Here is a 21,352-nt window from a genome sequence, read left to right as displayed (position 1 = left end):
GACTACTTAGAAAGTCGGTGAAACTTGCGATAAAGCATCCTCTCCACCGGCTTTCCTCCCCGCAAATGTTGCTCAGTTATGGCCGCAACTTCTTCAGGGCAAACACCATTGTACCAAACCTCTTCTGGCAGCACCAATACCATCGGCCCGTTGCCGCACTGTCCCAAACAACTGCTAGCAACCACTTCAACTTCTGAGGGCGACAATTGCTGAAAAGCTGCCAGTACCTTTGCTGAATTTTGCTTGCGACAAGTGCGGTTCTGGCAAACGAGAACTTGTCTAGAAGATTGGATAATTTTCATATTTTTTAGTTGACAGTCGGCTGAATATATGCTACCTTTTTATCATGGGAATAGGTGTAGCCATATATGCCCAGATTGTAGGAAAGTCGTTAAAAACTTTGGACGGGCTAGAAGCCCATCCCACAACTCATTAAACTTGAATTGCATTCAATCGCTTTGAATTCCTCAAATTATCGTGGCGTGGGCGTCCCGCCCGCCCGAAAAATACAATTTAGATGCGGGACAGCTTAAGACTTCAGCGCACCCTACGGTTAATCTGGTGACAAACCTTTGGAAGCCAACCATTGTCGATCGAACAAACGCGACTGATACCGAGCCCCGCCGTCGCAGAGTACCGTAACAATCGTATGTCCCGGCCCCATTTGCTTCGCTAAAGCCACAGCCGCCCCCACATTAATCCCCACAGAACCGCCCATAAACAGCCCTTCTTTCCTCAGCAGTTGGTAAATCACGCGGACAGCTTCCGTATCGTGAATTTGGATGGCGTCATCTACCGGGGCATTCTCCATATTTGCAGTGACGCGGGTAGTGCCAATTCCCTCAGTAATCGAACTACCTTCAGTCTTAATTTCCCCAGTTTTGAAATAACTGTAAAGCCCGCTGCCCATCGGGTCTGCCAAGACAATTCTAACAGCAGGATTTTTTTCTTTCAAAAACATTCCTACCCCAGCAAAAGTGCCGCCAGTACCAGTAGCTGTTACCCAAGCATCAATTTTCCCGTTTGTTTGTTCCCAAATTTCCGGCCCAGTTGTCTCGTAATGAGCTCGGCGATTGGCTAAATTGTCAAACTGATTTGCCCAGACTGCATTCTCCATTTCCTCCGCCAATCTTCCCGACAATTTGACATAATTATTCGGGTCTTTGTAAGGAACAGCGGGAACAGTCCGAACTTCAGCGCCCAAGGTTTTCAAAGCATCGATTTTTTCTTGAGATTGGTTATCGGGAATCACAATCATACATTTGTAACCTTTAGCGTTGCAAATGTGGGCCAAACCGATGCCAGTATTGCCCGCAGTGCCTTCAACAACAGTGCCGCCCGGTTTCAGCAAGCCTTTTTCTTCTGCATCTTTGATGATGTATAAAGCAGCCCTATCTTTTACAGAACCGCCGGGATTGAGAAACTCTGCTTTACCGAGAATTTCGCAGCCAGTTTCATCGCTGAAGCTGTTTAAGCGAATTAGTGGTGTGTTGCCGATTGTGCCTACAAAGCCGTTTTTAATATCCATATTTTTTGCGTGTGTGTATCCTATAGCAATCCTAAATCATTCTCATAATTATTGTAGGGGCAATCCGACCCCTACTCCCCGTGGTTGCCCGATAGATAGGGGGTAGGCACGGGGAGTAGGGGTAGCACTACCCCTACAAATTTATCTGAATCATTTAGGATTGCTATATTATTAATTTTTACAAGAAGTTGATATTTATTGCTACCAGTTCTACCAAATCTTGCTCATATTGAGTATGAATCCCGGCAAAACGGGGTCGCTGCTAACGGTAGCAGGATTCTCCAAACATTCCTCTGGCAAACCAGGACGGTAAATATAAACTCTGCGATTTTTTCGGTCAATCAACCAGCCTAACTGCACTCCGGGTTCTCTCATATATTCTTGCATTTTTTCTTGCAAGGGCTTGAGATTGTCAGAAGCCGACCTGAGTTCTACTACAAAATCCGGGCAAATAGGGGCAAATTTTTGCTTTTGTTCTAGTGACAAAGCATTCCATCTTTCCAATTTTATCCAAGCAGCATCCGGCGACTTTTGGGCACCTGTGGACAGAGTAAATCCTGTACTCGAAGTAAACGCTAAACCAGTACCATTTTGTTCTGCCCAAACCCACAGCGGCCCAAATATATTACCTTCTCGGTTTCCCGTCTCCGAACCAGTAGGGGGCATAATTAGCAATTCTCCCGATTTGTTGCGTTCAATTCGTAACTCACTATTGATTTGACAGAACTCGAAAAACTCGTCGTCTGTCATTTGCAATTTTGGCGGTATTCGCAACACAATTGTTGATGACAGCATTTGGCCTTTCCTCCAATCTAAAGTGTTTACACAAGATTGCACAATTTCTTTGTTTGTAGTTAGCACTTGAGTGCTCAAAAATCAGGATTAAGGACTCAAGTCCTAGCTACAAGCTGGTGTGTGATAAATTCCAGTTGTATCGGAATGATTAAACCACAGAGGGCACAGAGGACACAGAGAAAGAGAAGAGAGAGATAATAATTCCGATGTCAACGGATTTGATATTACGTGCGAATTATAGAGGTAAGGTGTGCAGTGCACACCTTACCTAATTAGGTTCTGCGTCCAGGAATGCTAAACCTATTTATTCGGCTGAGGAGTCATCCGCAAATAAGGCTTAATCGGCGTATAACCTTTAGGAAATTTCTCTTCCAACTCTTTCGGGTCGGTAATCGAAGGTACGATGACGCAATCGTCGCCGTCTTTCCAATCAACCGGAGTCGCAACGCTGTATTTGTCGGTAAGTTGCAAGGAATCAATTACTCGCAAAATTTCATTAAAATTCCGACCAGTGCTCGCCGGATAAGTAATGCTCAAACGCAATTTCTTTTCCGGGTCAATCACAAAAACTGTGCGGATTGTTAAGTTGTTTAGCGAGTTGGGATGGATCATGTCGTAAATGTCGGAGACTTTACGATCGCCATCTGCTAAAATCGGATAATTGAGGGTAACATTTTGAGTTTCCTCAATATCTTTAATCCAGCCCATGTGAGAATCCACATCATCGACGCTGAGGGCAATGGTTTTGACGCCCCGCTTTTCAAATTCAGACTTTAGACGGGCCACTGCACCGAGTTCTGTGGTGCAAACTGGAGTATAGTCTTTCGGGTGAGAAAATAACACGACCCAGCTATCGCCAGCCCAGTCGTAGAAATTGATTTCGCCTTCAGACGAAGCTTGGGTAAAGTTGGGAACTGTGTCGCCTAATCGCAGAGTCATAACGGATTTCCTCTAATTTTATTTAAGGACTGTTCCTTATCATCCCATAATTGCCCGGTTTCTCGATCGAGCTGTAAAGGATTCTAAACTTTTTGGTCGATCGATCGGCAATTCCACTACTGTAATGTATGTGTGGCTTATACCGCTAAATTTTCTTGCTATGCTTTACTTTTTGCTTAAGGCAATACAGCCTATTTTAGTCCCGCTGTGTTTTGTGTCCGCCTGGGGCATAGTTTTTTTGCTGTGTTTGAGTGTCGGGCGTACTGTCACCGACTCCATGCGCCGAGCTCAGCGGATGCACCAAATCCCTTGTGCTAACTGCGTATTTTTCACCGGCGACTACCACCTCAAGTGTCCCGTTCAGCCTACTATAGCTTTATCTGAAGATGCGATCGACTGTCCTGATTATCGAGGGCATTCGGGAATTTACGGTTAAAAAATCCGGCCGCCGCTTTACATATTTCTTAACATCTCTTGCTCTTTCAATTAAACTTAAGTTGTGGTAAAGAGATTTTAAGGAGCAAAACTTAAGTGCCAAATAGTTTCCCAAACTTATCCACAGTTGAGCGCTGAGAGAAAGTTCTATGTGGAAAGTGGCAGAGTTCGCACGCATTAGTAGGAGTCCTCATGTTCGTTAGTTACGGCGCCTTTGAAAGTGAAGGCAAGTTAATCCCTGACAGAACACTCTTGAACCAGCGCATTTACTCAGAAAGTCAGTTTACAAAAATTGGTCATACTTAACTTGACTGATTAACATTTTGGGCAGTATGATTACACCAATGCCTACAAAAGGCTTAATTATCTGGTTTGTAAACCACGGTTTTGTCAAAACTGACCAGCCTGTTACAAGGTCGAACGGGAGTCCGCGCTTCGTTAAATTGGTTGAAAATAGTGGATGACTCATAGCTAAAAGCTTCAACCAATTAGGGTGGGCTACGCCCGAATTAACGCCTGTGGACAAGTTGCGGGCCGACTCCCTTGGATGAAACAGGAAGCAGACCCTTCAGAAGTAATTCTGATTGAATGGTGAGACTTAATAAGTTTAGCCAAGTTTTGTGTAGCAGAAATGCACATCGACGACGAAAATCAATTCGTGGAAGCCGGAGATGCAGTTTACATTCCCCCAAACGCCAAGCAGTTTATTTACAACTGTGGCACAAAGCCACTAATATTTATTTGTATTGTCGATCCCGCGTGGCGAAAGGAAGACGAGACAATTTTCCAGTAATTTTCTAGTTTTTCTCCTTGTATGCTTGTTACCAGGCTCTGCCCGGTAACGCATATCTAGAGGCTGTGCCTCTACTGAAAAAAACATCACAAACCGAAAATCTCTTTTAACAACAACTTTAACAACAACAGCACCCAGCCATATGTACCGAGTGATTTCCTCTTTTTTCAACTTCGATGTGGAGTTGCAATAATCCTCGGATTCATTTGCATTGCTCCCCTCTAATTAGTTGAGGAAGTATCAGCTTTGTTGGTGGGTGCTGCTATTGGTTTTTGATGAGACAGATGTGAGATTAAACAGCGTTTTTACTCCTTAGATTCTATTGTGAACTTCGCTGCGGTATCTAGATTTGGTATCTGTCGGAGAAGCTTTTTGTTCGCTTCATATTATTAATTTATCACCTTCTTCTAGAAGCGCAAGTACCTGCAACTAAACTTTACATTTTTAGAAGTAACTGCGGATAATTATGAAGTTAAATTAAGCATTGAGCTTTCTAGCTGCTCAGGTAAAATAGTAGAGTCCGGCTGTGCTTGCTGCTGCGAGAAACGGCATAATATCTGTATGAAAACAACCAAACTCATCAAACTATGCGCCTTGTCGCTGAGTATCTTTCTGCTGTGCAGCAGTGCAGTGACAGCCCAAACGACGGCGAACCCTCAACCTGGACAGACTTACACGAACCAAGAGATTCTGCAACAGTTGGTGAAGGCAAAAGTCGTGTATCTGGGAGAAACCCACGATAGCGCGGAAGACCACCAAGCTCAACTGGCGATTATCCGAGAAATGCAGCGGCAAAATCGGAAAATTGCGATCGCGATGGAAATGTTTCAGCGTCCCTTTCAAAGTGCGATCGACAACTACTTAGCAGGTAAACTGACTGAACAGCAATTAGTCGAGCAAACAGAGTACGATCGCAGATGGCGTTTTCCCTGGGAATCTTACGCCCCCATTTTGCGGTTTGCCAAAGAAAATCAACTACCCGTCCTCGCCTTAAATACACCATCCGAAGTAACGAGAAAAGTTGCCCGTCAAGGTTTAGAAAGCCTCACTGCGGAGGAAAAAAAGCACATTCCGCCAATATCCGAAATTCGCACCGACAACGCCGAATATCGGCAACTGCTGCTAGAAGTTTTCCAGCAACACCAAAAGGCAGCACAGGGAAATAGTACGGCTTTTGAAAGATTCTTGCAAGCCCAAGTTTTGTGGGACGAAACTATGGCGGAAAAAATAGCTGAATTTGTCCAAGCAAACCCCGACTATCAAGTTGTGGTGTTGGCGGGAAAAGGGCACATTATTTACGGTTACGGCATTCCCAGTCGCGTCGAGAGGCGTTTGGGAGTCGGGAATGTAAAAGTGCGATCGGTTTTATTCAATTACACTGAAAATCTTCCTTTGTCGGCAGATAGACCCATTGCTGACTTTGTTTGGAAGCATTGATTTGATATGATCTCAAAAATATAACCCACTAAGCCAGAGCGAGAACCAAATCGTGAAAGTCAAGCGTCTAAAAATGAACTCATTCCGAGGCATCAGCGATTTGACCCTGGAGTTTGATACAGATGAGCCGACCGTGTTCATCGGTATCAACGGTGTGGGAAAATCCAGCATACTTGAGTGTTTGGCTATTCTTCTCTCGTGGCTGACAAAGCGAATTCAAACTCCCAATAGTAATGGACGTTCTTTCAACGAAGATGATATCAAAAAAGGATGCAAAGAAACTCACAACGAAATTACAATTTCAATCAATGACTGGTCGGAAGTGGTATGGTCTTTAACCAAGGTCAGTAAAGGGCGAAGCAAGGATACTAGCAGCAACCTTGGGGAATTAAAAAGAGTTGTCGATCGCATACACAGTCAGTTAGAGGCTAATTCTTACGCAGCATTGCCTCTGGCTGTTTACTACCCAACTAACCGTGCCGTACTTGATATTCCTTTGAAGATTAGGACGAAACATTCGTTTGAGCAGATAACTGTTTATGACGAGGTTCTCACGGGAGGGCAAATCGATTTTAGGCGCTTTTTTGAATGGTTTAGAGATCGGGAAGATTTAGAAAACGAAGTACGACTAAATGATTCCGATCAGTATCGCGATCGCGAACTAGAAGCAGTCAGATATGCGATCGCTAACTTACTAGACGGCTTTTCAAATTTACGGGTTAGGCGATCGCCTTTGCGAATGACGGCAGACAAACAAGGCGATGAACTGATCGTCAATCAACTATCCGATGGTGAAAAATGCTTGTTAGCACTAGCAGGAGATTTAGCAAGGCGTTTGGCGATCGCAAATCCGAATCCAGATTGCAATCCGCTTGAGGGTTCCGGCGTTGTTTTGATTGACGAGATTGAGCTACACTTGCACCCAAAATGGCAACGGGCGATTATTCCGAATCTGAAAAAAACATTCCCAAATTGCCAGTTTATAATTACGACTCATTCGCCACAGGTAATCAGCGATCTCAAATGGGTTCATCTTTTGAGGTCAACATCTGAAGGAATTGCGATCGATCGAGTACCATCCTTTGGGAAAGATAGCAATCGGATTCTAGAAACGCTTATGGGAACTCCCGAACGTCCGCAGCAAATTATAGAATCTTTACGTGAATTGTTTCGCTTGATAGACAATGGCGAACTCGGAGAGGCACGGCAATTTCGCCAAGAATTAGCACACAGAATGGGAGAAGAAGATCCTGAATTTGTGAGAGCAGATTGGCTAATTCAACGCAAGGAAATTCTCACTAAATGAAATATATTCAAAAGGGGAAAGAACCTAAAAATTTTTCCGACTGGAAGGCTACACAGAAGTCTCTCGGTGTCAACTATGATTACAAATATCTTTCCAACCCTGAGAAAAAAGCGGTACACATTTCTTTGCTAAGTGAACAAGGCTATATTTGCTGCTACTGCTGTATGAGAGTTGAGCAAAGCAATAGCCATATTGAACATCTAGCCCCCCAGAGCAAGACTGATTCCGAATTATCTCTTGATTACACAAATATGCTAGGCTCTTGTGGCAGATATCCAAATTGGCCAGAGTATTGTGGCAATAAGAAGAAGAATCTTGCGATCGGGGTTTCGCCACTACAAGCCAACTGTGAAGAATTTTTTGATTACTCTAGCACTGGTGAGATACTGCCAACTGCAAATAATTTAGCTCATCAAAAAGATGCTCAAACAACCATTAAAGTTTTGGGACTCAATCATTTTGACTTAACAGAGGGACGAAAGCAAGCATTTGAAGCACTGGAAGGAATAACACAGGAAGAGGCAGAATTATTAGCTCAAGTTTGTCAACAAATGAATGGGGAAGGGCGATACCAGCCTTTTTGTACTGCTGTTTTGTGTTTTCTAAAAAATTATTTTGGTGTTTCTTAAGTTTAATGTTACCTAAAGATTGCGCGATCGATAATCGGACTTAATAAAAATTAAACCCCACCGCATCACCCGATCGCAGATTGCAGGAACTCGATGCACCAAGGCACACTTTACATATCGGTCATCGGTCGGTTATATTTACTACAAACCGCGCGCCCGGTGTGGGAGACTCCTCAGTCACGCCTGCCCGGTTTTTTAGTGGCGACAATTTATTTAACTAATATATCTTAATGAAAGAGACAGCGAGCCCCTTCCTTTGCTAAAATTTAGCTTGGAAATGTCAAGATTATCTTGTCAAAATATCAGGAAATACCGTGAACACTCGACCAAAAATACTTGCATTTGCCGGAAGTACCCGCGAAGCATCCTATAACAAACTGCTGGTAAAAGTTGCGGCGGCTGGGGCTACGGCGGCGGGTGCAGAAGTTACTTATGTAGATTTGCGCGATTTGCAGATGCCGCTATTTGACGAAGATTTAGAAGCAAAAGAGGGAGTGCCAGAAAATGCCCATAAATTGAAGGAATTGATGGTAGCGCATGACGGGTTTTTGATAGCTTCTCCTGAGTATAACAGTTCAATTACGCCTGTGTTGAAAAATGCGATCGATTGGGTATCGCGCCCAGCACCGGGTGAACCGGGATTGGTGGCATTTACTGGCAAAGTAGCGGTAATTATGAGTGCTTCCCCAGGCGGAATGGGCGGTTTGCGGGGATTAGTGCATTTGCGATCGATCCTGGGGAATATTAACGTATTGGTGCTCCCGGATCAGAAAGCAATTCCCCAAGCTTTTGAAGCATTTAATGCTGACGGTACGATGAAAGATGCCAAACAGCAGGACTCTGTTGAAAATCTCGGTGCTAAGTTGTCTAATGTGCTGTCGAAATTAATCGCATGAGGCAATAAATTCATTTTGCAGTAGGGACACAGCAATATTGTGTCCCAATCCCAGTATCTGTTATTTGGCTGGCTGCATCAAGTGCGATCGCCAACCGCAGACTTTTCCGAGTTTCTGCCAAAGTTTATCCTTGTATCTTCCCACAGGCTAACTCTTCGACCTAGCCATACCACTCATCTACTTTTTCCAACACCGCAGTAAATCTATTTTCCCTTGTGCCTCTACTTGAAAACGGGTATAATTTTATTTCCGAGAGATAATAGCTCGTGAAAACATTACCACAAATTGTACCGAAACCGCATCACCCTATCGACGTAAAATAAAACCACCCGATCGCAGATTGGCAGAAATAGACAAGAGTAGGCATACTTGAACCATCGGTCATCGGTCGGTATATTTCTTCCAAACAGCACGGCAGACGTGGGAGACTCCTCCGTCACGCCTGCCCTGCAGTTTTATTTAATAATTGTTCGATTTCCTACGGGATAGCTTTGCTTCACCTAAATTACCCCATTTTTTTCTTCTTCCAAGCCTCCACAAACGGCAAAAACACCGACACCAACTCCTGCCGATTCATCACCAAAGTCGGATAAGAAATCCTCCCGTAATTCTTCCCCACTTCCAGCGGAAAAATCCCCTGCGATTCTAGCGGCAGCCAAACCGCACCCGCAGCTTTCACAATTACCCAACTCCCGGCAATATCCCAAATTTTCGGAGTCGCTTCCACCCCTCCCATAGCCACACCCGAAGCCACCGTCAAAAAATTGTAACTAGCCATGCCCAACATCCGAATTTTACTCGGAAGATGAGGCCCGATTCCCACACTCCGGGAACACAAATTAAAAATATGATTTCCGCTCATTTTATCAGCAGTGGGACAAATCGGTCGATTGTTCAAAAACGCACCTTGAGGCATATTTGCCAATACATTGTCGCCCGCCAAATCCCCTGCATAAAAACCGTGAAAAGATTGATTAACTGGTGGCAAATGCACGCAGCCAAAAACCGGAGTTCCGCGATACAATAAGCCCAAAGAAATCCCCCAAATCGGAACTCCCCGAGCAAAATTAGTCGTAGCATCCAGAGGATCGACAACCCAACACCATTCCGTATCTGGGAAAACGTGTTCTCCTTCCTCGCTCAAAATTCCGTGACTGGGAAAAGCAGATGCGATCGCATTTCTAATTTCCGCATCCGCCCAATTGTCAGACTGCGTAACCAAACTCCCATCATCCTTCTCATCTGCTTGTGCAGAACCGAAATCTTTCAAAAACTGCTCGCCGACTGTCTGGACAGTAGTCTGAGAAAAAGTTAAAATTGAATTCCAAAAATTAGTCATTAGTTATTGGTTATTGGTTCCTGATTCGTTATTCGTTATTGCAATAACAACTGCCAACTGCCAACTGACAACTGCCAACTGCCAACTGACAAAATATCAGTCTAAGTCATTTTCCAGAATAGTCGCGATCGCACTTTTAGCATTATCCTGAAACTCCCGAACATCCACCCTACCCAACAACCAAACAGCCAGAATCATACCCACCGCAGGCACAGCAAAAACCAACCCATAAGCCAACATCGGCACCCCAAACAAACTTCTGCCCAAATCCAAAATAGCACCGCCACTAATCGTCGCCACACCCCGCGCCATCGCCTGCGACAAACCCCAAGCACCAATAAAAGTCCCAGCAGTTTCTGCAGCAGTCAAATCCAACATCAAACTCAATGCACCAGTCGTCGTAATTCCCGAAGCAAAACCAAAAAACATTAAAGCCGACTTAAACACAATTGGATTACCAGTAAATCCAGATAAAATAATTAAACCAAAACAAGTCGCCACCGACAAACAGCCCAACCTAATCGTATTTTGCTTGCCAATGCGCGGCACAATTAAAAAACCAGTTGTAGCCAAACCGATTAGAGTACCAGTACCGTAAATAGCATTCAACCGAGTTGTTTCCGAAATCGACATTTTAAAAATTTCCCCGCCGTAAGGTTCCAAAACCGCATCCTGCATAAACAAGCAAATTGTCATAATCAGCAGGAAAGTAAAAAACAAACCAGTTTGGCGGCTAGCAGTCAAAATCCGCAGCGCACTTCCCAGAGTAATTTTATCTTCTCGATTCACTGCGGACGATCGCGCCCCGTACCGCGAATACTTTTTCTCAACCCCAAATGTCGCAATCCCCACCAACAGCAAAACCAGCGCCGGCACCTTCACAAACAAACCATTAATCGAAGCCTGCAACACTTCCCGTGGCACATCCCCATCAATTTGCTTCAGCAAACCACTGCTAATAATCGCCCCGATAATAATACCAACCATCAGCATCGACCACACCACACCCACCAACTTAGATCGATCCTCCTCATCCGAAACATCCACCAACAAAGCAGCAAAAGGAGTCGAACTCGAACAAATAGCAATACCGTAAAGCGCAAAAGTCAAACCCAACAAACCCACCCAACCGTAAGTAGGAGTAGTCCACCCCACAGCCTCCAAACTGCTGCCCAAGCGCCACATCACTTGTACCGCCAAAAAAGCAGAAATCACAAACAAAACCCCGCCCATCCACACATAACCCGTGCGGTGATGGCCAAACAAAGGCTTAGCATCAGACATTTGCCCGAACCACACCCTAGCCGGGGCGACAAACTGGTGCATAGCCAGCGTACCAGCCACCACAGTAGCCGGAATCGCCAACTCCTTAATCATGACGCGATTGAGCACCCCCAGGGTCAAAATCGACATCATGCCCAATCCCATCTGAAACAAACCCAACCGGAACATAGTCAGCAGGGTAACTCTCTTGATAGCAGGAGTCGCGGAATCTGTTAATCTTGAATCTGGCAAACGGTCGATCGACATAACTACTCAAATAAACACATCATTTGCACTTATAGTAACTGAGATATCGCCACCAGCCGCCTTTCCTCCCCCGGCTAGAAGCTCGATCGGGATTATTCGTATAAATTCATATAAAAATAAAGAGAATCAATAACTGTGGATTTACCAACCGTGACAACCATTACCCTAGGACAAAATGGCCCAGCCGTCATTCCCCTGTGCGTCGGAACTTGGGCTTGGGGCGACAAACTATTTTGGAACTACGGCAGCAACTACGGCGCCGCCGAAGTCGAAGCAGCATTCAAAACATCCCTAGACAGCGGAGTCAACTTCTTCGACACAGCCGAAGTCTACGGTAACGGCTTGTCAGAAGAATTGCTGGGGCAGTTTCTCAAAAAAACCACCCAACCCGTGCAAATAGCCACCAAATTCGGCCCCGTACCTTGGCGGATTACAGGAAAATCAGTTTCCGAAGCCTTGAGTGCCAGCTTAAAACGCTTGCAAGTAGAACAAATAGCCCTCTACCAAGTGCACTGGCCGTTCACTTTTTTGCTGAGTCAAGAAACCCTGATGAACGCCTTAGCGGATGAAGTAAAACAAGGCAGGATTCAAGCAGTAGGAGTCAGCAACTATTCAGTAGAACAGATGCGCCAAGCCCACAAAATACTAGCAGCCAGAGGCGTTCCCTTAGCAACAAATCAAGTCCGTTACTCATTGCTGTCGCGGCAAGTAGAAAAACAAGGAATTGTGAGTGCAGCCCGCGAATTGGGCGTCACAATTTTAGCTTACAGCCCCTTAGCCCAAGGATTGCTTACCGACAAATATACAGCCCAAGAACCACCTACAGGAGCCCGCAAAATGGACTCCCGCTTCAGTAAAAGCGGCCTCGAAAAAATCGAATTAGTCATGTCCACCCTGCGGAAAATGGGCAGAAAGCGCGATCGCACGCCCGCCCAAGTTGCCCTAAACTGGTTGATATGCCAAAACGGAGTCATCCCCATTCCCGGCGCCAAAACCGCCAAACAAGCCCAAGAAAATGCAGGCGCTTTAGGCTGGAATTTGAGCCAAGATGAAGTCAATCAATTAGAATTAATGACACGTCCCTGGCGAGAATAAATTTGTTAATTGTTGACTGTTGACTGTTCGCTGTTGACTGTTCGCCGTAGGTTGGGTTTTACTTCACTCTACCCAACCTACAGTTCACTTTCTTCTCCCCTCTTCCCTCTTCCCTCTTCCCTCTTCCCTCTTCCTTCTTCCCTCTTCCCTCTTCCTTCAATTATGAAAATCTTAACTGACTGGGGCTTCACGCGCGAAGGCTGGCGCAACAACAGCCGTGGCGAATATTTAGTTTTGCTTCAAGGAGGATTGCTCACAGGATTTGTAATCTTACCAGTTTATCAACTGCCAGGATTAAAAAATCAATCAACCCACTTACTTTATATTATCTGGTTTATGGCCAGTATTCTCGGCTTAACCGGATTAATTTTCATCATCAAAGGATTGATAGACTTAGGAAAAAACCTCACACCTTTACCATATCCCAGAGAAGACGGAGAATTAGTCCAAACAGGCATTTACGGAATAGTGCGGCATCCATTATACAGCGGCTTAATTTTAGCAGCCCTCGGCTGGACACTTTTTCAAATGAGCATATCCCACTTAATAGCCAGCGCACTATTAATAATACTTTTCGAGATCAAAGCCAACCGAGAAGAAACCTGGTTAACCAAAAAATATCCAGCCTATTCCGAATACCGCCAGCGAGTAAAAAAACTAATTCCGGGCATTTATTAAAAGTTCGATCGCCCGTAGTTGGCGCTCGCCAATGAATCAGTGTAGATTTCTGTATCGTTTTTACCTGAGTCTAGATCCCCCTAAATCCCCCTTAAAAAGACCCATTTAGAGCTACTTTTCGAGCAATCGTTCTCTAACATACTCGGCAATCGCAGGTTGTAGCATTAAACTTGTTGATGAGGTATAATTGAGCGATCGCTCCGCTAGGGATTCCAATGCCTCCATCAGTTGTCGGCCCGAAACTTTGGGTAAAAGGTCTGCTTTTAAATTCGCAGGAGTCGCTCTTTCTTGATTAATTGCAATCCAATACATAATTTGTTGTTGCAAAGGAGACAGGCGATCGAACTGGCGATCGAGCAAATCCCACAAATCGCTAAAAACAGTATTTCCTTGCACTGAAAATGCGTCAATGTCACCACCAAAAATAGTTTTAATCGTAGTTGCAGCCAGTTTGATCGCGAGGGGATTACCGCCAAAGTAGTTGACAAGATTTTGACACTGCAATAGCGTTGCTTTTAATCCTTTATCGGCGAGGATTTTCTGGCATACGGGCGGTGAAACTCCGAAGAGTTGGAGCGATCGCACGGGTGAATTTTCGCCCGATCGCGCGGCAAATCCGCCCGGTTGTTCTCTGCCTGTTAAAATCAGACAACTTTGGTGGGATTCGTCAGCAATGCGCGCAAATAACTGTCGGTAATCTTCATACCCTTGTTGATATTGTCCGCTGCGATTTCCCCCTTGCAAAATCGACTCCATATTGTCGAGAATTAACAAACAGCGTTTTTGTCGCAACTGTTCCATGAGAGCAGAAATAGAGTTATTTGTTGTCGCTTCTGAACCAGTTAAAATCTGTAAAATATTGCTGAGGATAACATCTAAGGTTGGTGTTTGCTGCAAACTTCGCCAAATAACAAATTCAAATTGAGATTGAATTTGCTGGGCGAGTTTGACAGACAGAGAAGTTTTGCCGATTCCGCCAAGTCCAAAAATACCGATCGCACGGGTAGTATTGCTGCTAATCCAAGTTTCTAATGTTTCTAATTCTTGCAGGCGGTTGTAAAAATAGGAAACATCGATCGCTTCTCCCCAATCTTGGATGCAGTTATCGCCTTCGCTAGCGGGCTGGATGGGGGAATTGCTGTGGTGGTAGCGGCGCAAGACTGCTTGAAGATTTTGTTTTGAAACTTTTTCGCCGGTGATTTGAGATAGATTTCGCCACAAATGCGAACCGACTTTTTTAGTATAATCGTGTTCGTATTGGTGGCGCTCGGCTATTTCTTGATAAGAATGTCCTTCCCAAGTTTCTAGAAAGACGAGGGATTGAATGTCATTGAGTTTGTGCTTTTTGTTAGCGGATTGTAACAGATTATCGATGAGGGCGATCGCCTCTTGTGGTGTCATAGTTTGTTAGTTTGGCCTATTCAGTAAATATACTGATTCTTCTGATGAGGGGGTTGCTTTTCAGGATAGAAAATAAATTTACTCAATTAACCGGGATTTAGCCCCTTTTACACTTGGCGGTTGAAACCCCGTCTACACATACGAAGTCAAGCAGAGGGGGACTAAGAAATAAGAGGGGTATTTAACGGATTTGGGATGAGGTGAAATCTAAAATCTCAAACCTAAAATCGATCGGGGGAATTTACGCAAGTTTACAAAAGATGGTTACTTTTTCTCATCGACAGGGCGGGGGAATTTATGCAAGTTTACAAAATATGGTCACTTTTTCCCACTGGCGGGGCGATCGGGGAATTTACGCAAGTTTACAAAAGATGGTTACTTTTTCTCACCGGCAGGGCGATCGGGGTGGTTTATTCTTTGAGTTATGTCAGAGCCAAATAACATTATCATTCCTTGGAAGTATCAACAAATGATTATTTCTACTTTTGAGCTTTTGGTTAAGCCTCAACTTCCTAAAGATTTGCCTGGATCTATACCTAATAGTGTCAAGCAAAAAATAGATAGATTAAGGCGTACAGTTATTCAAGGATACTTTCTAACAATTGCCAACTTGGGTTCTGCCGATATTTTTCTCACACTGACTTTTACAGTGAAGCTTCCCCTTGGGATTTCCATTAATGATTTGGTTACTTTCTTTGACACAACTGGATCGGATATGGGCGACGATATGCCTGGAAAGTTAGAGCCTGTTAAGGATTTTACTAACAAGTTTATTGCTTCTGCTCCTCTGATGTCACAAAGCACTGGATTATTTCTCGTGCAACCTAATATCATCAAAAAACCTGAACTGCTCAACGATGCTAACTTTGAACTTAGAGGCTTCGCTGAAGTTTCCCTTGCTACTTCTTCTAGTGTCGGTGATGTGTCTGTTCTGATAACCCCAGAACACCGGGGAACGTTTTTTGACAATCTTACAGGTACTGGATCGGCAGGTCGCGATCAAATTTCCTATTCTCTACCAGTTCAGAATGGTGGGCTGTTTGCATTGAAACCTTCCACTTGATTAACGATCGCCCTGATTTGCTCCATCAGCTCAAGCGTAAGCGGAGCAAAAGCTACTCAGGCTATTCACAACTGATGATTTCAGTCGTACAAAACCATGTCACTTTTTCTCACTGGCAGGGCGATCGGGGTGGTTTATTCTTTGAATTAAGGCAGAGCACACGCTGTTCATACTGTTCATGATTAAAACGATAACAGGAGCCACATAGATGCCATTTCAGCCACCAGCTAATTTAAAGGACTTCGATCTCTCAACTTCTTATAAGAATCGTCTTTACGAGGAATGGGATAAACGCATAAGTATGTCGTTTAATCGAGTTTCGGATGCAACAAAATATCCTAGATTTTATAGCCCCTTAAATGTTCCAAGTGGTGTAAGCCCAATACAGAGATCGATAACTTGGCCTGGATTTCCTCGCGTTTACGATAACTGGGCGAATATTGAAAGTAATCCGACATTGGAAAACTTCGCACGGGTACATCGAGTAGCAGAGGTACTGCGTCCATTTGTATCTGCACTTTTTCAAGTTGTTAATAGTAGGGGAGAAATTATTGATAATTTTTTTCAGTATGCACCTTTTATGCCAGCTTCTGGTCTCCAGATGGTTCCTTATAATGATAGTGGTGTTATAGATAGAGCGGGTGGGTTTGCTTTGGAAGAGCGCGTTCAAGATGAATATCTAGAATGGCACGTCGAACGGATAGGTAGCAAGGTGACAAAAATTACCTATACAGCCGAAGGTCCAGAATACTGGGAAGTTCTAGCGAATAATGATAAAACATTAGCACTTGAACTTTATCGTAAATACGTCAGTAGTGAAGTAAGAAGTCGCGATATCTTTTGGCAGACTAATGTTGCTGGGCCAATTATTACAATTGATCGAGACAGCGATAATCGCCGTGTAACTGGTTATACTCCAAGAGCCGGCTGGCTTAAAGATGAATACAATCCACACAATATTTGGAATACACGACGTGGAGCAATGCACCTGATTCAGCGTAACAACTCACTGAGTGCTGAAATTCAATTGGCTGCTGATGCAACACGTCGTTGGGCTTTCAGGAGCAGCCTAACACCACCAAATCCAGACGGCAACGATCGCTTTCGATTGACTGGTTGTGGAAGCTTTGGGGGTATTAATCGCAACAGCGATCCCACTATCGGTTATTCAGTCAATGAAATAATGCTAAATGATTTGGCTGTTACCATTAGCGATCCAGTCGGTCTTTATATAAGCGAGATTCAACTTGAGGGATTGAAAGATCCAAAAGGTAATACATTAGCTAGAAAAGATGTTCTAAACATCTCTCGTGGTGATGAAAACCTCACGAATCCGCGTATTCTTCGCTTCACAATCACCCCTCCGGTAGGTGCGGACTATGGTCTAGAACAATGCACTCTTAATGGATTCCCTCTATCTACTGGGGGACCTATTGCGCGACAAACGTCAATTACTATCTATGGAGAAGCGATACCCAGTTTAGTAACTGGCCCAATTGCTCTTTGTGAGGGAGTTGCTTGCCAGAATCCCAATCCAGATCGATCCAATTATTGGGAGATACCCGCTCCTGGGAAAGAATGTAAAGACATTGATTGGTCAAAGATCGAGCCACCATTTGGCTTTGACAGTTTGGAGTCTAATATTGTTTTAGACCGAGGCGAGCGCACTGAAATGGATCTGATGGCGAGGAGAATGCAATGATTGATGAACCTACTCTCAATGAAACCGATATCCAAGGACATTTGGCAACGGGCTTTGGTACATTACACTCCCTTTTTCTGGGCATAAAATTAATAGAAGTCAATCAAGCCCGCGCCTTTTTACTCTCTGAGGTTGATAACGTTACTACGTTATCAAAAACCCAGGAGAAGCGAAGTGAGCGTCGTGCAGCCTTTGCCGCAGGACAGGAACGACCGATTTTCAATGAAGTCATGATGGCAATTGGGTTATCTGCAATTGGGTTAAGGAAGTTAGGGGTAACACTAGAAGCCAATTTAGACCAGAACTTCGTTAACGGAATGGCCGCCGATGCAGCAACACTGGGAGATACAACGGACACTTCTGGAAATCCCCAAAAGTGGGTAATAGGTGACACACCAGAAAATACTCCTGATGTGTTTATTATTTTGGCTGGTGAGGTTGAAGCAAAGCTTCATCAAGCAGCGGATGCACTACTTGATAAATTAGGCAACACGGTTGATTTAATTTACGACCAGCCAGCCTATCGCCGTCGAGATAATAAAGAACATTTTGGGTTCAATGATGGTATCTCTCAACCGGGATTGAGAGGACGCTTGTCCGACGGAACGTTTTTGGCGCGCCGTTTATTACCTGAAGATGACCCCCGCCATGAAATCCTGGCTCAACCTGGAAAACCATTGATTTGGCCTGGTCAGTTTATATTTGGTTATCCATCTCAAAATGAAAATCCACGAATTCCGGGAGCAGAAAGACCGTTTCCTCAATGGCTTAGAAATGGAAGTTTTCTTGTCTTTCGCCGTCTGAGACAAGATGTAGAAATGTTTAGGAGTGCATTTGACAAACTTGCCAAAAATCTCAGTAATAGCGGTCTTACCGCAGATATGTTGATGGCGAAAGCTGTGGGTCGTTGGCCTGATGGTACCCCACTAGCAGTATCACCTGATACCCCCGACCCCCACCTTGCTGGAGATATCTTCAGGAATAACTATTTTAGTTTCAGCGCACCTCAAGCAGACATAGAAGTCACTGATAATGGTGAAAGCAGAACTATTCCTGGTACAAAATCCGATCTGTTTGGCTTTCGCTGCCCTGCAATTGCTCATATTCGTAAGATTAATCCACGAGATGACATCACCGATATAGGGACTGAAGATACTCTGTCAAAAATGATTCTGCGTAGAGGTATGCTCTTTGGGGCGGATTTTGAAACAGAACCGGAAGCGGAACGCGGTTTACTATTTTTGTCTTACCAAACCTCAATAGATTTGCAGTTTGTTTTTTTGCAAAAAAATTGGGCAAATTCTGTAAAACGACCATCTTCTTCAGGACACGATATGATTATAGGTAAATCAAGTTTACCAAATGGTGAACGTCAAGGTCGTTTACCTCTTCCTAGTAAAGAGTTTGAATTCAAATTGAATGGGAATTGGGTCGAGACTTCCGGTGGAGGGTACTTTGCTGTTCCAGGTATTGCCGGTCTCAGGTTCATCTTCTCCGATCGGGGCTTATAGTTTTATTTTTTATAAGTCAAACGGGCGAGGGCATCCGATCGCCCCTTAAGGTTTACATAAACTGCGGAATCGGCGAGCATTGGTAGCCTAACAAGAATCCATCTATAATGAGGGGATTGAATCCAAGTAAAATTATGTCGGCTCTTGCAACCAAAGCTTATGTAGAATATCGGAATGATTCTTACTGGGTGGAAGGAACTCGAATCTCCCTTGACTCAGTGGTATACGCCTTCCGCGCAGGTATATCGCCGGAAAGTATCGTTCAGTCTTTTCCGTTGCTGAAACTCGAGCAGGTTTATGGGGCGATCGCGTTTTACCTGGCCAATCGTGCTGAGATCGATGCCTACTTAGCAGCCGAGGAAGTAGCTTTTGATGCGATGCCCCAACCATTACAGTCTACCGCTCCTGCTTTATACGACAAGTTGATGGCAGCCAAAACAGCAAGACAGCAGATAAACTCGTGAATGTTTGCTAACAAGCTGATGCTGACTTGAATCAGGCGATCGTCACAGGGGTTTTAAGACAAGAACCGACAATTGATTTTCAAACCGCCTTTCCTGCTGGGTTAGAAAGTGTTAAATATCAAGAAGTATTGGCGATTGCAGCACAGCAGAGACGTATTGTCGTTAGCCACGATCGGAAAACGATGCCATCAGAATTTGCTGAATTCATCACAATCAATCAAAGTTCAGGAGTTATCATTGTCTCCAGAAAGTTACCAATTGAAGTCGTTATCGAGGAACTTTTGCTGATTTGGCCAGCATCCACCGCACAAGAGTGGGTCGAGCGTATTGCCAAGCTACCCCTTTGACGCAGGCTGACAACAAGATATTGTCAGAGTTATCATCTTGCTCAACGATCGCCCTTATTTGCTCCATTAGTTCGATCGCACCTAGTCACCCATTCATCTCCTTACCCAATAACGAGAAATGAAAGTTGCAAGTGCGATCGCCCTTTCCCCTAATTCCACAATTGACCCATTTACAAACCTTGACAAAAATCGGTCACTTTTTCTCACCGACAGGGCGATCGGGTTGGTTTATTCTTTAGTAAATTTCAGCAGCAATAACTACACGAAGATGAATGAATTTGCATCCTCATCAACTGAAGGAGTAGCACCACAACTTCCTGTTTCTGAAACCGATACATCGTCAGATGCTTCTTCCCCAGTTAATGAGGAGGAGATTCTGATGCTGGCAAATGCTCTTGCTCGTGAAGCAGATACATCGTCGGCTGCCGCTGCGTTTTCCTCAGTGGCAGGTGTCTTGGGTGGTTTCAGCATAACAATTGTGGTGCTAGCTTTAACTCCTGGTACAATAACAAGCAACAGTAGCAAAGACTGGGTTGTAGGCTTGGTTCTACTTTCCGCAGGACTTTATATTTATTCGGCTGGCATTTTTGCTAATTCCATTAGCTTTGCAGCTAAAAAAACTAAATATAGAGTGTTTAATGTTGCCCTTGTACTTTTTCATTTGTCCAACCTGCTGTTGGCGATCGGAGTCCTCCTGCTTGCTTTTCAGTTCCCTTTACATATCACAAGAATTGCAGCCACTATAATTGCGTTTTTTGCACTTCTAGTTGTGTTATCTAATATTGGTCGTAAAATATTGCCGTTTGTGGGTGCCTCAATATTTGCCATATTATTTGCCATATTAGCGTATGTATGGAGATCGCTATTGGCAGGAATAAGTAGCTAGTAGAAAGTGTGGGAGCATAACAATTTGCAACGTTCAAATTCCAACCGAAAGGTGAAGCCATGCAAGCCAAACTTCAGGAAAAACTTTCCCTCGCTGATGCGGAAATCATTTTAGGAGGCTTACCCGATCAAATTCAAGCTGCTCTAATTGCTCGTGCTGCTGAAATTTAATACCCGATCGCAGCCGTTATTGAGATGGCGATCGCTAGTTTTATCGACACAGAGGCATTAGGTTTCGTAGATTGCAAACCAGGACGCGGGCAGTAAAATTGTAAAATCTTTTAGGATGCCGATCGCACCTCGTCACTCCTTCATCTCCTCACCAAATAACGGAAATAAAGGTAAAGAGTACGCGCGTGCGAAGCTATCTCCCCGTAGGGGTTCCCGAAGGGTAGGGAATCGCGCTTTCCCCTGACTGAATAACTCATTACCCACGAAAGCATCCAGGATACAAGCCCCCGGATTCATCCGTCCAGAAATAAAAAACCTGTATCCGATAAAGGCGCCCCCGAATTGATCCGTGGGGTCAATGCTTCAATTCTTTAATCTAAAATCTAAAATCTAAAATCGATTGACAGC

Annotated in this window: 22 protein-coding genes; 15 read left to right on the top strand and 7 right to left on the bottom strand. The window is 44.3% G+C overall.

Annotation, left to right across the window (positions count from 1 at the left end):
- Positions 1 to 2: 2 nt before the first annotated feature.
- The 4 genes from QUB04_RS03245 to QUB04_RS03230 form a co-directional block, all read right to left on the bottom strand.
- Positions 3 to 302: a (2Fe-2S) ferredoxin domain-containing protein gene (locus QUB04_RS03245; RefSeq protein WP_333280909.1), complete on the bottom strand. Its 300-nt coding sequence runs from the start codon at positions 300 to 302 to the stop codon at positions 3 to 5.
- A 251-nt stretch (positions 303 to 553) separates the two neighbouring features.
- Positions 554 to 1,528 (bottom strand): cysteine synthase A, encoded by a 975-nt coding sequence (locus tag QUB04_RS03240; protein WP_333146687.1) that lies wholly within the window; start codon positions 1,526 to 1,528, stop codon positions 554 to 556.
- Positions 1,529 to 1,738: 210 nt separating this feature from the next.
- Entirely contained in the window at positions 1,739 to 2,323 is a 585-nt protein-coding gene (locus QUB04_RS03235) for a Uma2 family endonuclease (RefSeq protein ID WP_333280906.1), read from the bottom strand.
- A gap of 300 nt (positions 2,324 to 2,623) precedes the next feature.
- On the bottom strand, positions 2,624 to 3,262 hold the full coding sequence (locus tag QUB04_RS03230) for a peroxiredoxin (protein ID WP_006632618.1): 639 nt from the start codon (positions 3,260 to 3,262) through the stop codon (positions 2,624 to 2,626).
- Positions 3,263 to 3,422: 160 nt separating this feature from the next.
- On the opposite strand from QUB04_RS03230, the gene QUB04_RS03225 reads away from it, so the two are divergent.
- The 6 genes from QUB04_RS03225 (at position 3,423) to QUB04_RS03200 (ending at position 8,758) form a co-directional block, all read left to right on the top strand.
- Entirely contained in the window at positions 3,423 to 3,698 is a 276-nt protein-coding gene (locus tag QUB04_RS03225) for a hypothetical protein (RefSeq protein ID WP_333145777.1), read from the top strand.
- Positions 3,699 to 4,328: 630 nt separating this feature from the next.
- Positions 4,329 to 4,490, top strand: a complete 162-nt coding sequence (locus tag QUB04_RS03220) for a cupin domain-containing protein (protein WP_333280903.1) — start codon at positions 4,329 to 4,331, stop codon at positions 4,488 to 4,490.
- Positions 4,491 to 5,051: 561 nt separating this feature from the next.
- Positions 5,052 to 5,927 (top strand): ChaN family lipoprotein, encoded by an 876-nt coding sequence (locus tag QUB04_RS03215; protein WP_333280900.1) that lies wholly within the window; start codon positions 5,052 to 5,054, stop codon positions 5,925 to 5,927.
- Between the two features lie 52 nt (positions 5,928 to 5,979).
- Positions 5,980 to 7,233, top strand: coding sequence for an AAA family ATPase (locus QUB04_RS03210; RefSeq protein WP_333280897.1), 1,254 nt, complete (start codon positions 5,980 to 5,982; stop codon positions 7,231 to 7,233).
- Positions 7,230 to 7,862 (top strand): retron system putative HNH endonuclease, encoded by a 633-nt coding sequence (locus QUB04_RS03205; RefSeq protein ID WP_333280894.1) that lies wholly within the window; start codon positions 7,230 to 7,232, stop codon positions 7,860 to 7,862. The genes QUB04_RS03210 and QUB04_RS03205 overlap by 4 nt, the downstream gene beginning before the upstream one ends.
- Positions 7,863 to 8,176: 314 nt before the next feature.
- Entirely contained in the window at positions 8,177 to 8,758 is a 582-nt protein-coding gene (locus tag QUB04_RS03200) for an NAD(P)H-dependent oxidoreductase (RefSeq protein WP_333280892.1), read from the top strand.
- A 505-nt stretch (positions 8,759 to 9,263) separates the two neighbouring features.
- On the opposite strand, the gene QUB04_RS03195 is transcribed toward QUB04_RS03200, so the two are convergent.
- Together QUB04_RS03195 and QUB04_RS03190 are read right to left on the bottom strand one after the other, a co-directional pair.
- On the bottom strand, positions 9,264 to 10,097 hold the full coding sequence (locus QUB04_RS03195; RefSeq protein WP_333280888.1) for an inositol monophosphatase family protein: 834 nt from the start codon (positions 10,095 to 10,097) through the stop codon (positions 9,264 to 9,266).
- A gap of 96 nt (positions 10,098 to 10,193) precedes the next feature.
- Positions 10,194 to 11,627, bottom strand: coding sequence for a BCD family MFS transporter (locus tag QUB04_RS03190; RefSeq protein ID WP_333280884.1), 1,434 nt, complete (start codon positions 11,625 to 11,627; stop codon positions 10,194 to 10,196).
- A 150-nt stretch (positions 11,628 to 11,777) separates the two neighbouring features.
- On the opposite strand from QUB04_RS03190, the gene QUB04_RS03185 reads away from it, so the two are divergent.
- Both QUB04_RS03185 and QUB04_RS03180 read left to right on the top strand, forming a co-directional pair.
- Positions 11,778 to 12,722, top strand: coding sequence for an aldo/keto reductase (locus QUB04_RS03185; RefSeq protein ID WP_333281026.1), 945 nt, complete (start codon positions 11,778 to 11,780; stop codon positions 12,720 to 12,722).
- A gap of 162 nt (positions 12,723 to 12,884) precedes the next feature.
- Entirely contained in the window at positions 12,885 to 13,400 is a 516-nt protein-coding gene (locus QUB04_RS03180; RefSeq protein ID WP_333280881.1) for an isoprenylcysteine carboxylmethyltransferase family protein, read from the top strand.
- A gap of 111 nt (positions 13,401 to 13,511) precedes the next feature.
- Here the strand turns inward: QUB04_RS03180 and QUB04_RS03175 are convergent, their stop codons facing one another.
- Positions 13,512 to 14,801, bottom strand: coding sequence for an NB-ARC domain-containing protein (locus tag QUB04_RS03175; RefSeq protein ID WP_333280879.1), 1,290 nt, complete (start codon positions 14,799 to 14,801; stop codon positions 13,512 to 13,514).
- Positions 14,802 to 15,098: 297 nt separating this feature from the next.
- Between QUB04_RS03175 and QUB04_RS03170 the strand changes: the two genes are divergently transcribed.
- The 7 genes from QUB04_RS03170 (at position 15,099) to QUB04_RS03140 (ending at position 20,774) form a co-directional block, all read left to right on the top strand.
- A complete protein-coding gene (locus QUB04_RS03170; RefSeq protein WP_333280876.1) occupies positions 15,099 to 15,242 on the top strand; it encodes a hypothetical protein in 144 nt (47 codons plus the stop codon).
- A gap of 28 nt (positions 15,243 to 15,270) precedes the next feature.
- Entirely contained in the window at positions 15,271 to 15,864 is a 594-nt protein-coding gene (locus tag QUB04_RS03165; protein WP_333280873.1) for a hypothetical protein, read from the top strand.
- Between the two features lie 208 nt (positions 15,865 to 16,072).
- Entirely contained in the window at positions 16,073 to 17,566 is a 1,494-nt protein-coding gene (locus QUB04_RS03160) for a hypothetical protein (protein WP_333280870.1), read from the top strand.
- Positions 17,563 to 19,077: a Dyp-type peroxidase gene (locus tag QUB04_RS03155; RefSeq protein WP_333280867.1), complete on the top strand. Its 1,515-nt coding sequence runs from the start codon at positions 17,563 to 17,565 to the stop codon at positions 19,075 to 19,077. The genes QUB04_RS03160 and QUB04_RS03155 overlap by 4 nt, the downstream gene beginning before the upstream one ends.
- Positions 19,078 to 19,211: 134 nt before the next feature.
- On the top strand, positions 19,212 to 19,541 hold the full coding sequence (locus tag QUB04_RS03150; RefSeq protein ID WP_333280864.1) for a DUF433 domain-containing protein: 330 nt from the start codon (positions 19,212 to 19,214) through the stop codon (positions 19,539 to 19,541).
- A gap of 26 nt (positions 19,542 to 19,567) precedes the next feature.
- A complete protein-coding gene (locus QUB04_RS03145; protein ID WP_333280860.1) occupies positions 19,568 to 19,888 on the top strand; it encodes a hypothetical protein in 321 nt (106 codons plus the stop codon).
- 118 nt (positions 19,889 to 20,006) lie between these two features.
- Entirely contained in the window at positions 20,007 to 20,774 is a 768-nt protein-coding gene (locus QUB04_RS03140; protein WP_333280857.1) for a hypothetical protein, read from the top strand.
- Positions 20,775 to 21,352: the final 578 nt, after the last annotated feature.

The sequence above is a fragment of the Microcoleus sp. D2_18a_B4 genome, from assembly GCF_036702475.1.
In the GTDB taxonomy this organism is placed as follows: Bacteria; Cyanobacteriota; Cyanobacteriia; order Cyanobacteriales; family Microcoleaceae; genus Microcoleus.
The sequence above is the reverse complement of the archived record's forward strand: the minus strand, read 5'-3'. Positions and strand labels throughout refer to the sequence as shown.

Excerpts from the sequence above, each read along its gene's own strand:
- QUB04_RS03245 (WP_333280909.1), bottom strand. The coding sequence starts at position 302 with ATGAAAATTATCCAATCTTCTAGACAAGTTCTCGTTTGCCAGAACCGC.
- QUB04_RS03215 (WP_333280900.1), top strand. The coding sequence starts at position 5,052 with ATGAAAACAACCAAACTCATCAAACTATGCGCCTTGTCGCTGAGTATC.
- QUB04_RS03170 (WP_333280876.1), top strand. The coding sequence starts at position 15,099 with ATGCAAGTTTACAAAATATGGTCACTTTTTCCCACTGGCGGGGCGATC.
- QUB04_RS03240 (WP_333146687.1), bottom strand. The coding sequence starts at position 1,528 with ATGGATATTAAAAACGGCTTTGTAGGCACAATCGGCAACACACCACTA.
- QUB04_RS03195 (WP_333280888.1), bottom strand. The coding sequence starts at position 10,097 with ATGACTAATTTTTGGAATTCAATTTTAACTTTTTCTCAGACTACTGTC.
- QUB04_RS03140 (WP_333280857.1), top strand. The coding sequence starts at position 20,007 with ATGAAAGTTGCAAGTGCGATCGCCCTTTCCCCTAATTCCACAATTGAC.
- QUB04_RS03190 (WP_333280884.1), bottom strand. The coding sequence starts at position 11,627 with ATGTCGATCGACCGTTTGCCAGATTCAAGATTAACAGATTCCGCGACT.
- QUB04_RS03225 (WP_333145777.1), top strand. The coding sequence starts at position 3,423 with ATGCTTTACTTTTTGCTTAAGGCAATACAGCCTATTTTAGTCCCGCTG.
- QUB04_RS03205 (WP_333280894.1), top strand. The coding sequence starts at position 7,230 with ATGAAATATATTCAAAAGGGGAAAGAACCTAAAAATTTTTCCGACTGG.
- QUB04_RS03150 (WP_333280864.1), top strand. The coding sequence starts at position 19,212 with ATGTCGGCTCTTGCAACCAAAGCTTATGTAGAATATCGGAATGATTCT.
- QUB04_RS03220 (WP_333280903.1), top strand. The coding sequence starts at position 4,329 with ATGCACATCGACGACGAAAATCAATTCGTGGAAGCCGGAGATGCAGTT.
- QUB04_RS03155 (WP_333280867.1), top strand. The coding sequence starts at position 17,563 with ATGATTGATGAACCTACTCTCAATGAAACCGATATCCAAGGACATTTG.
- QUB04_RS03180 (WP_333280881.1), top strand. The coding sequence starts at position 12,885 with ATGAAAATCTTAACTGACTGGGGCTTCACGCGCGAAGGCTGGCGCAAC.
- QUB04_RS03165 (WP_333280873.1), top strand. The coding sequence starts at position 15,271 with ATGATTATTTCTACTTTTGAGCTTTTGGTTAAGCCTCAACTTCCTAAA.
- QUB04_RS03160 (WP_333280870.1), top strand. The coding sequence starts at position 16,073 with ATGCCATTTCAGCCACCAGCTAATTTAAAGGACTTCGATCTCTCAACT.
- QUB04_RS03175 (WP_333280879.1), bottom strand. The coding sequence starts at position 14,801 with ATGACACCACAAGAGGCGATCGCCCTCATCGATAATCTGTTACAATCC.
- QUB04_RS03230 (WP_006632618.1), bottom strand. The coding sequence starts at position 3,262 with ATGACTCTGCGATTAGGCGACACAGTTCCCAACTTTACCCAAGCTTCG.
- QUB04_RS03235 (WP_333280906.1), bottom strand. The coding sequence starts at position 2,323 with ATGCTGTCATCAACAATTGTGTTGCGAATACCGCCAAAATTGCAAATG.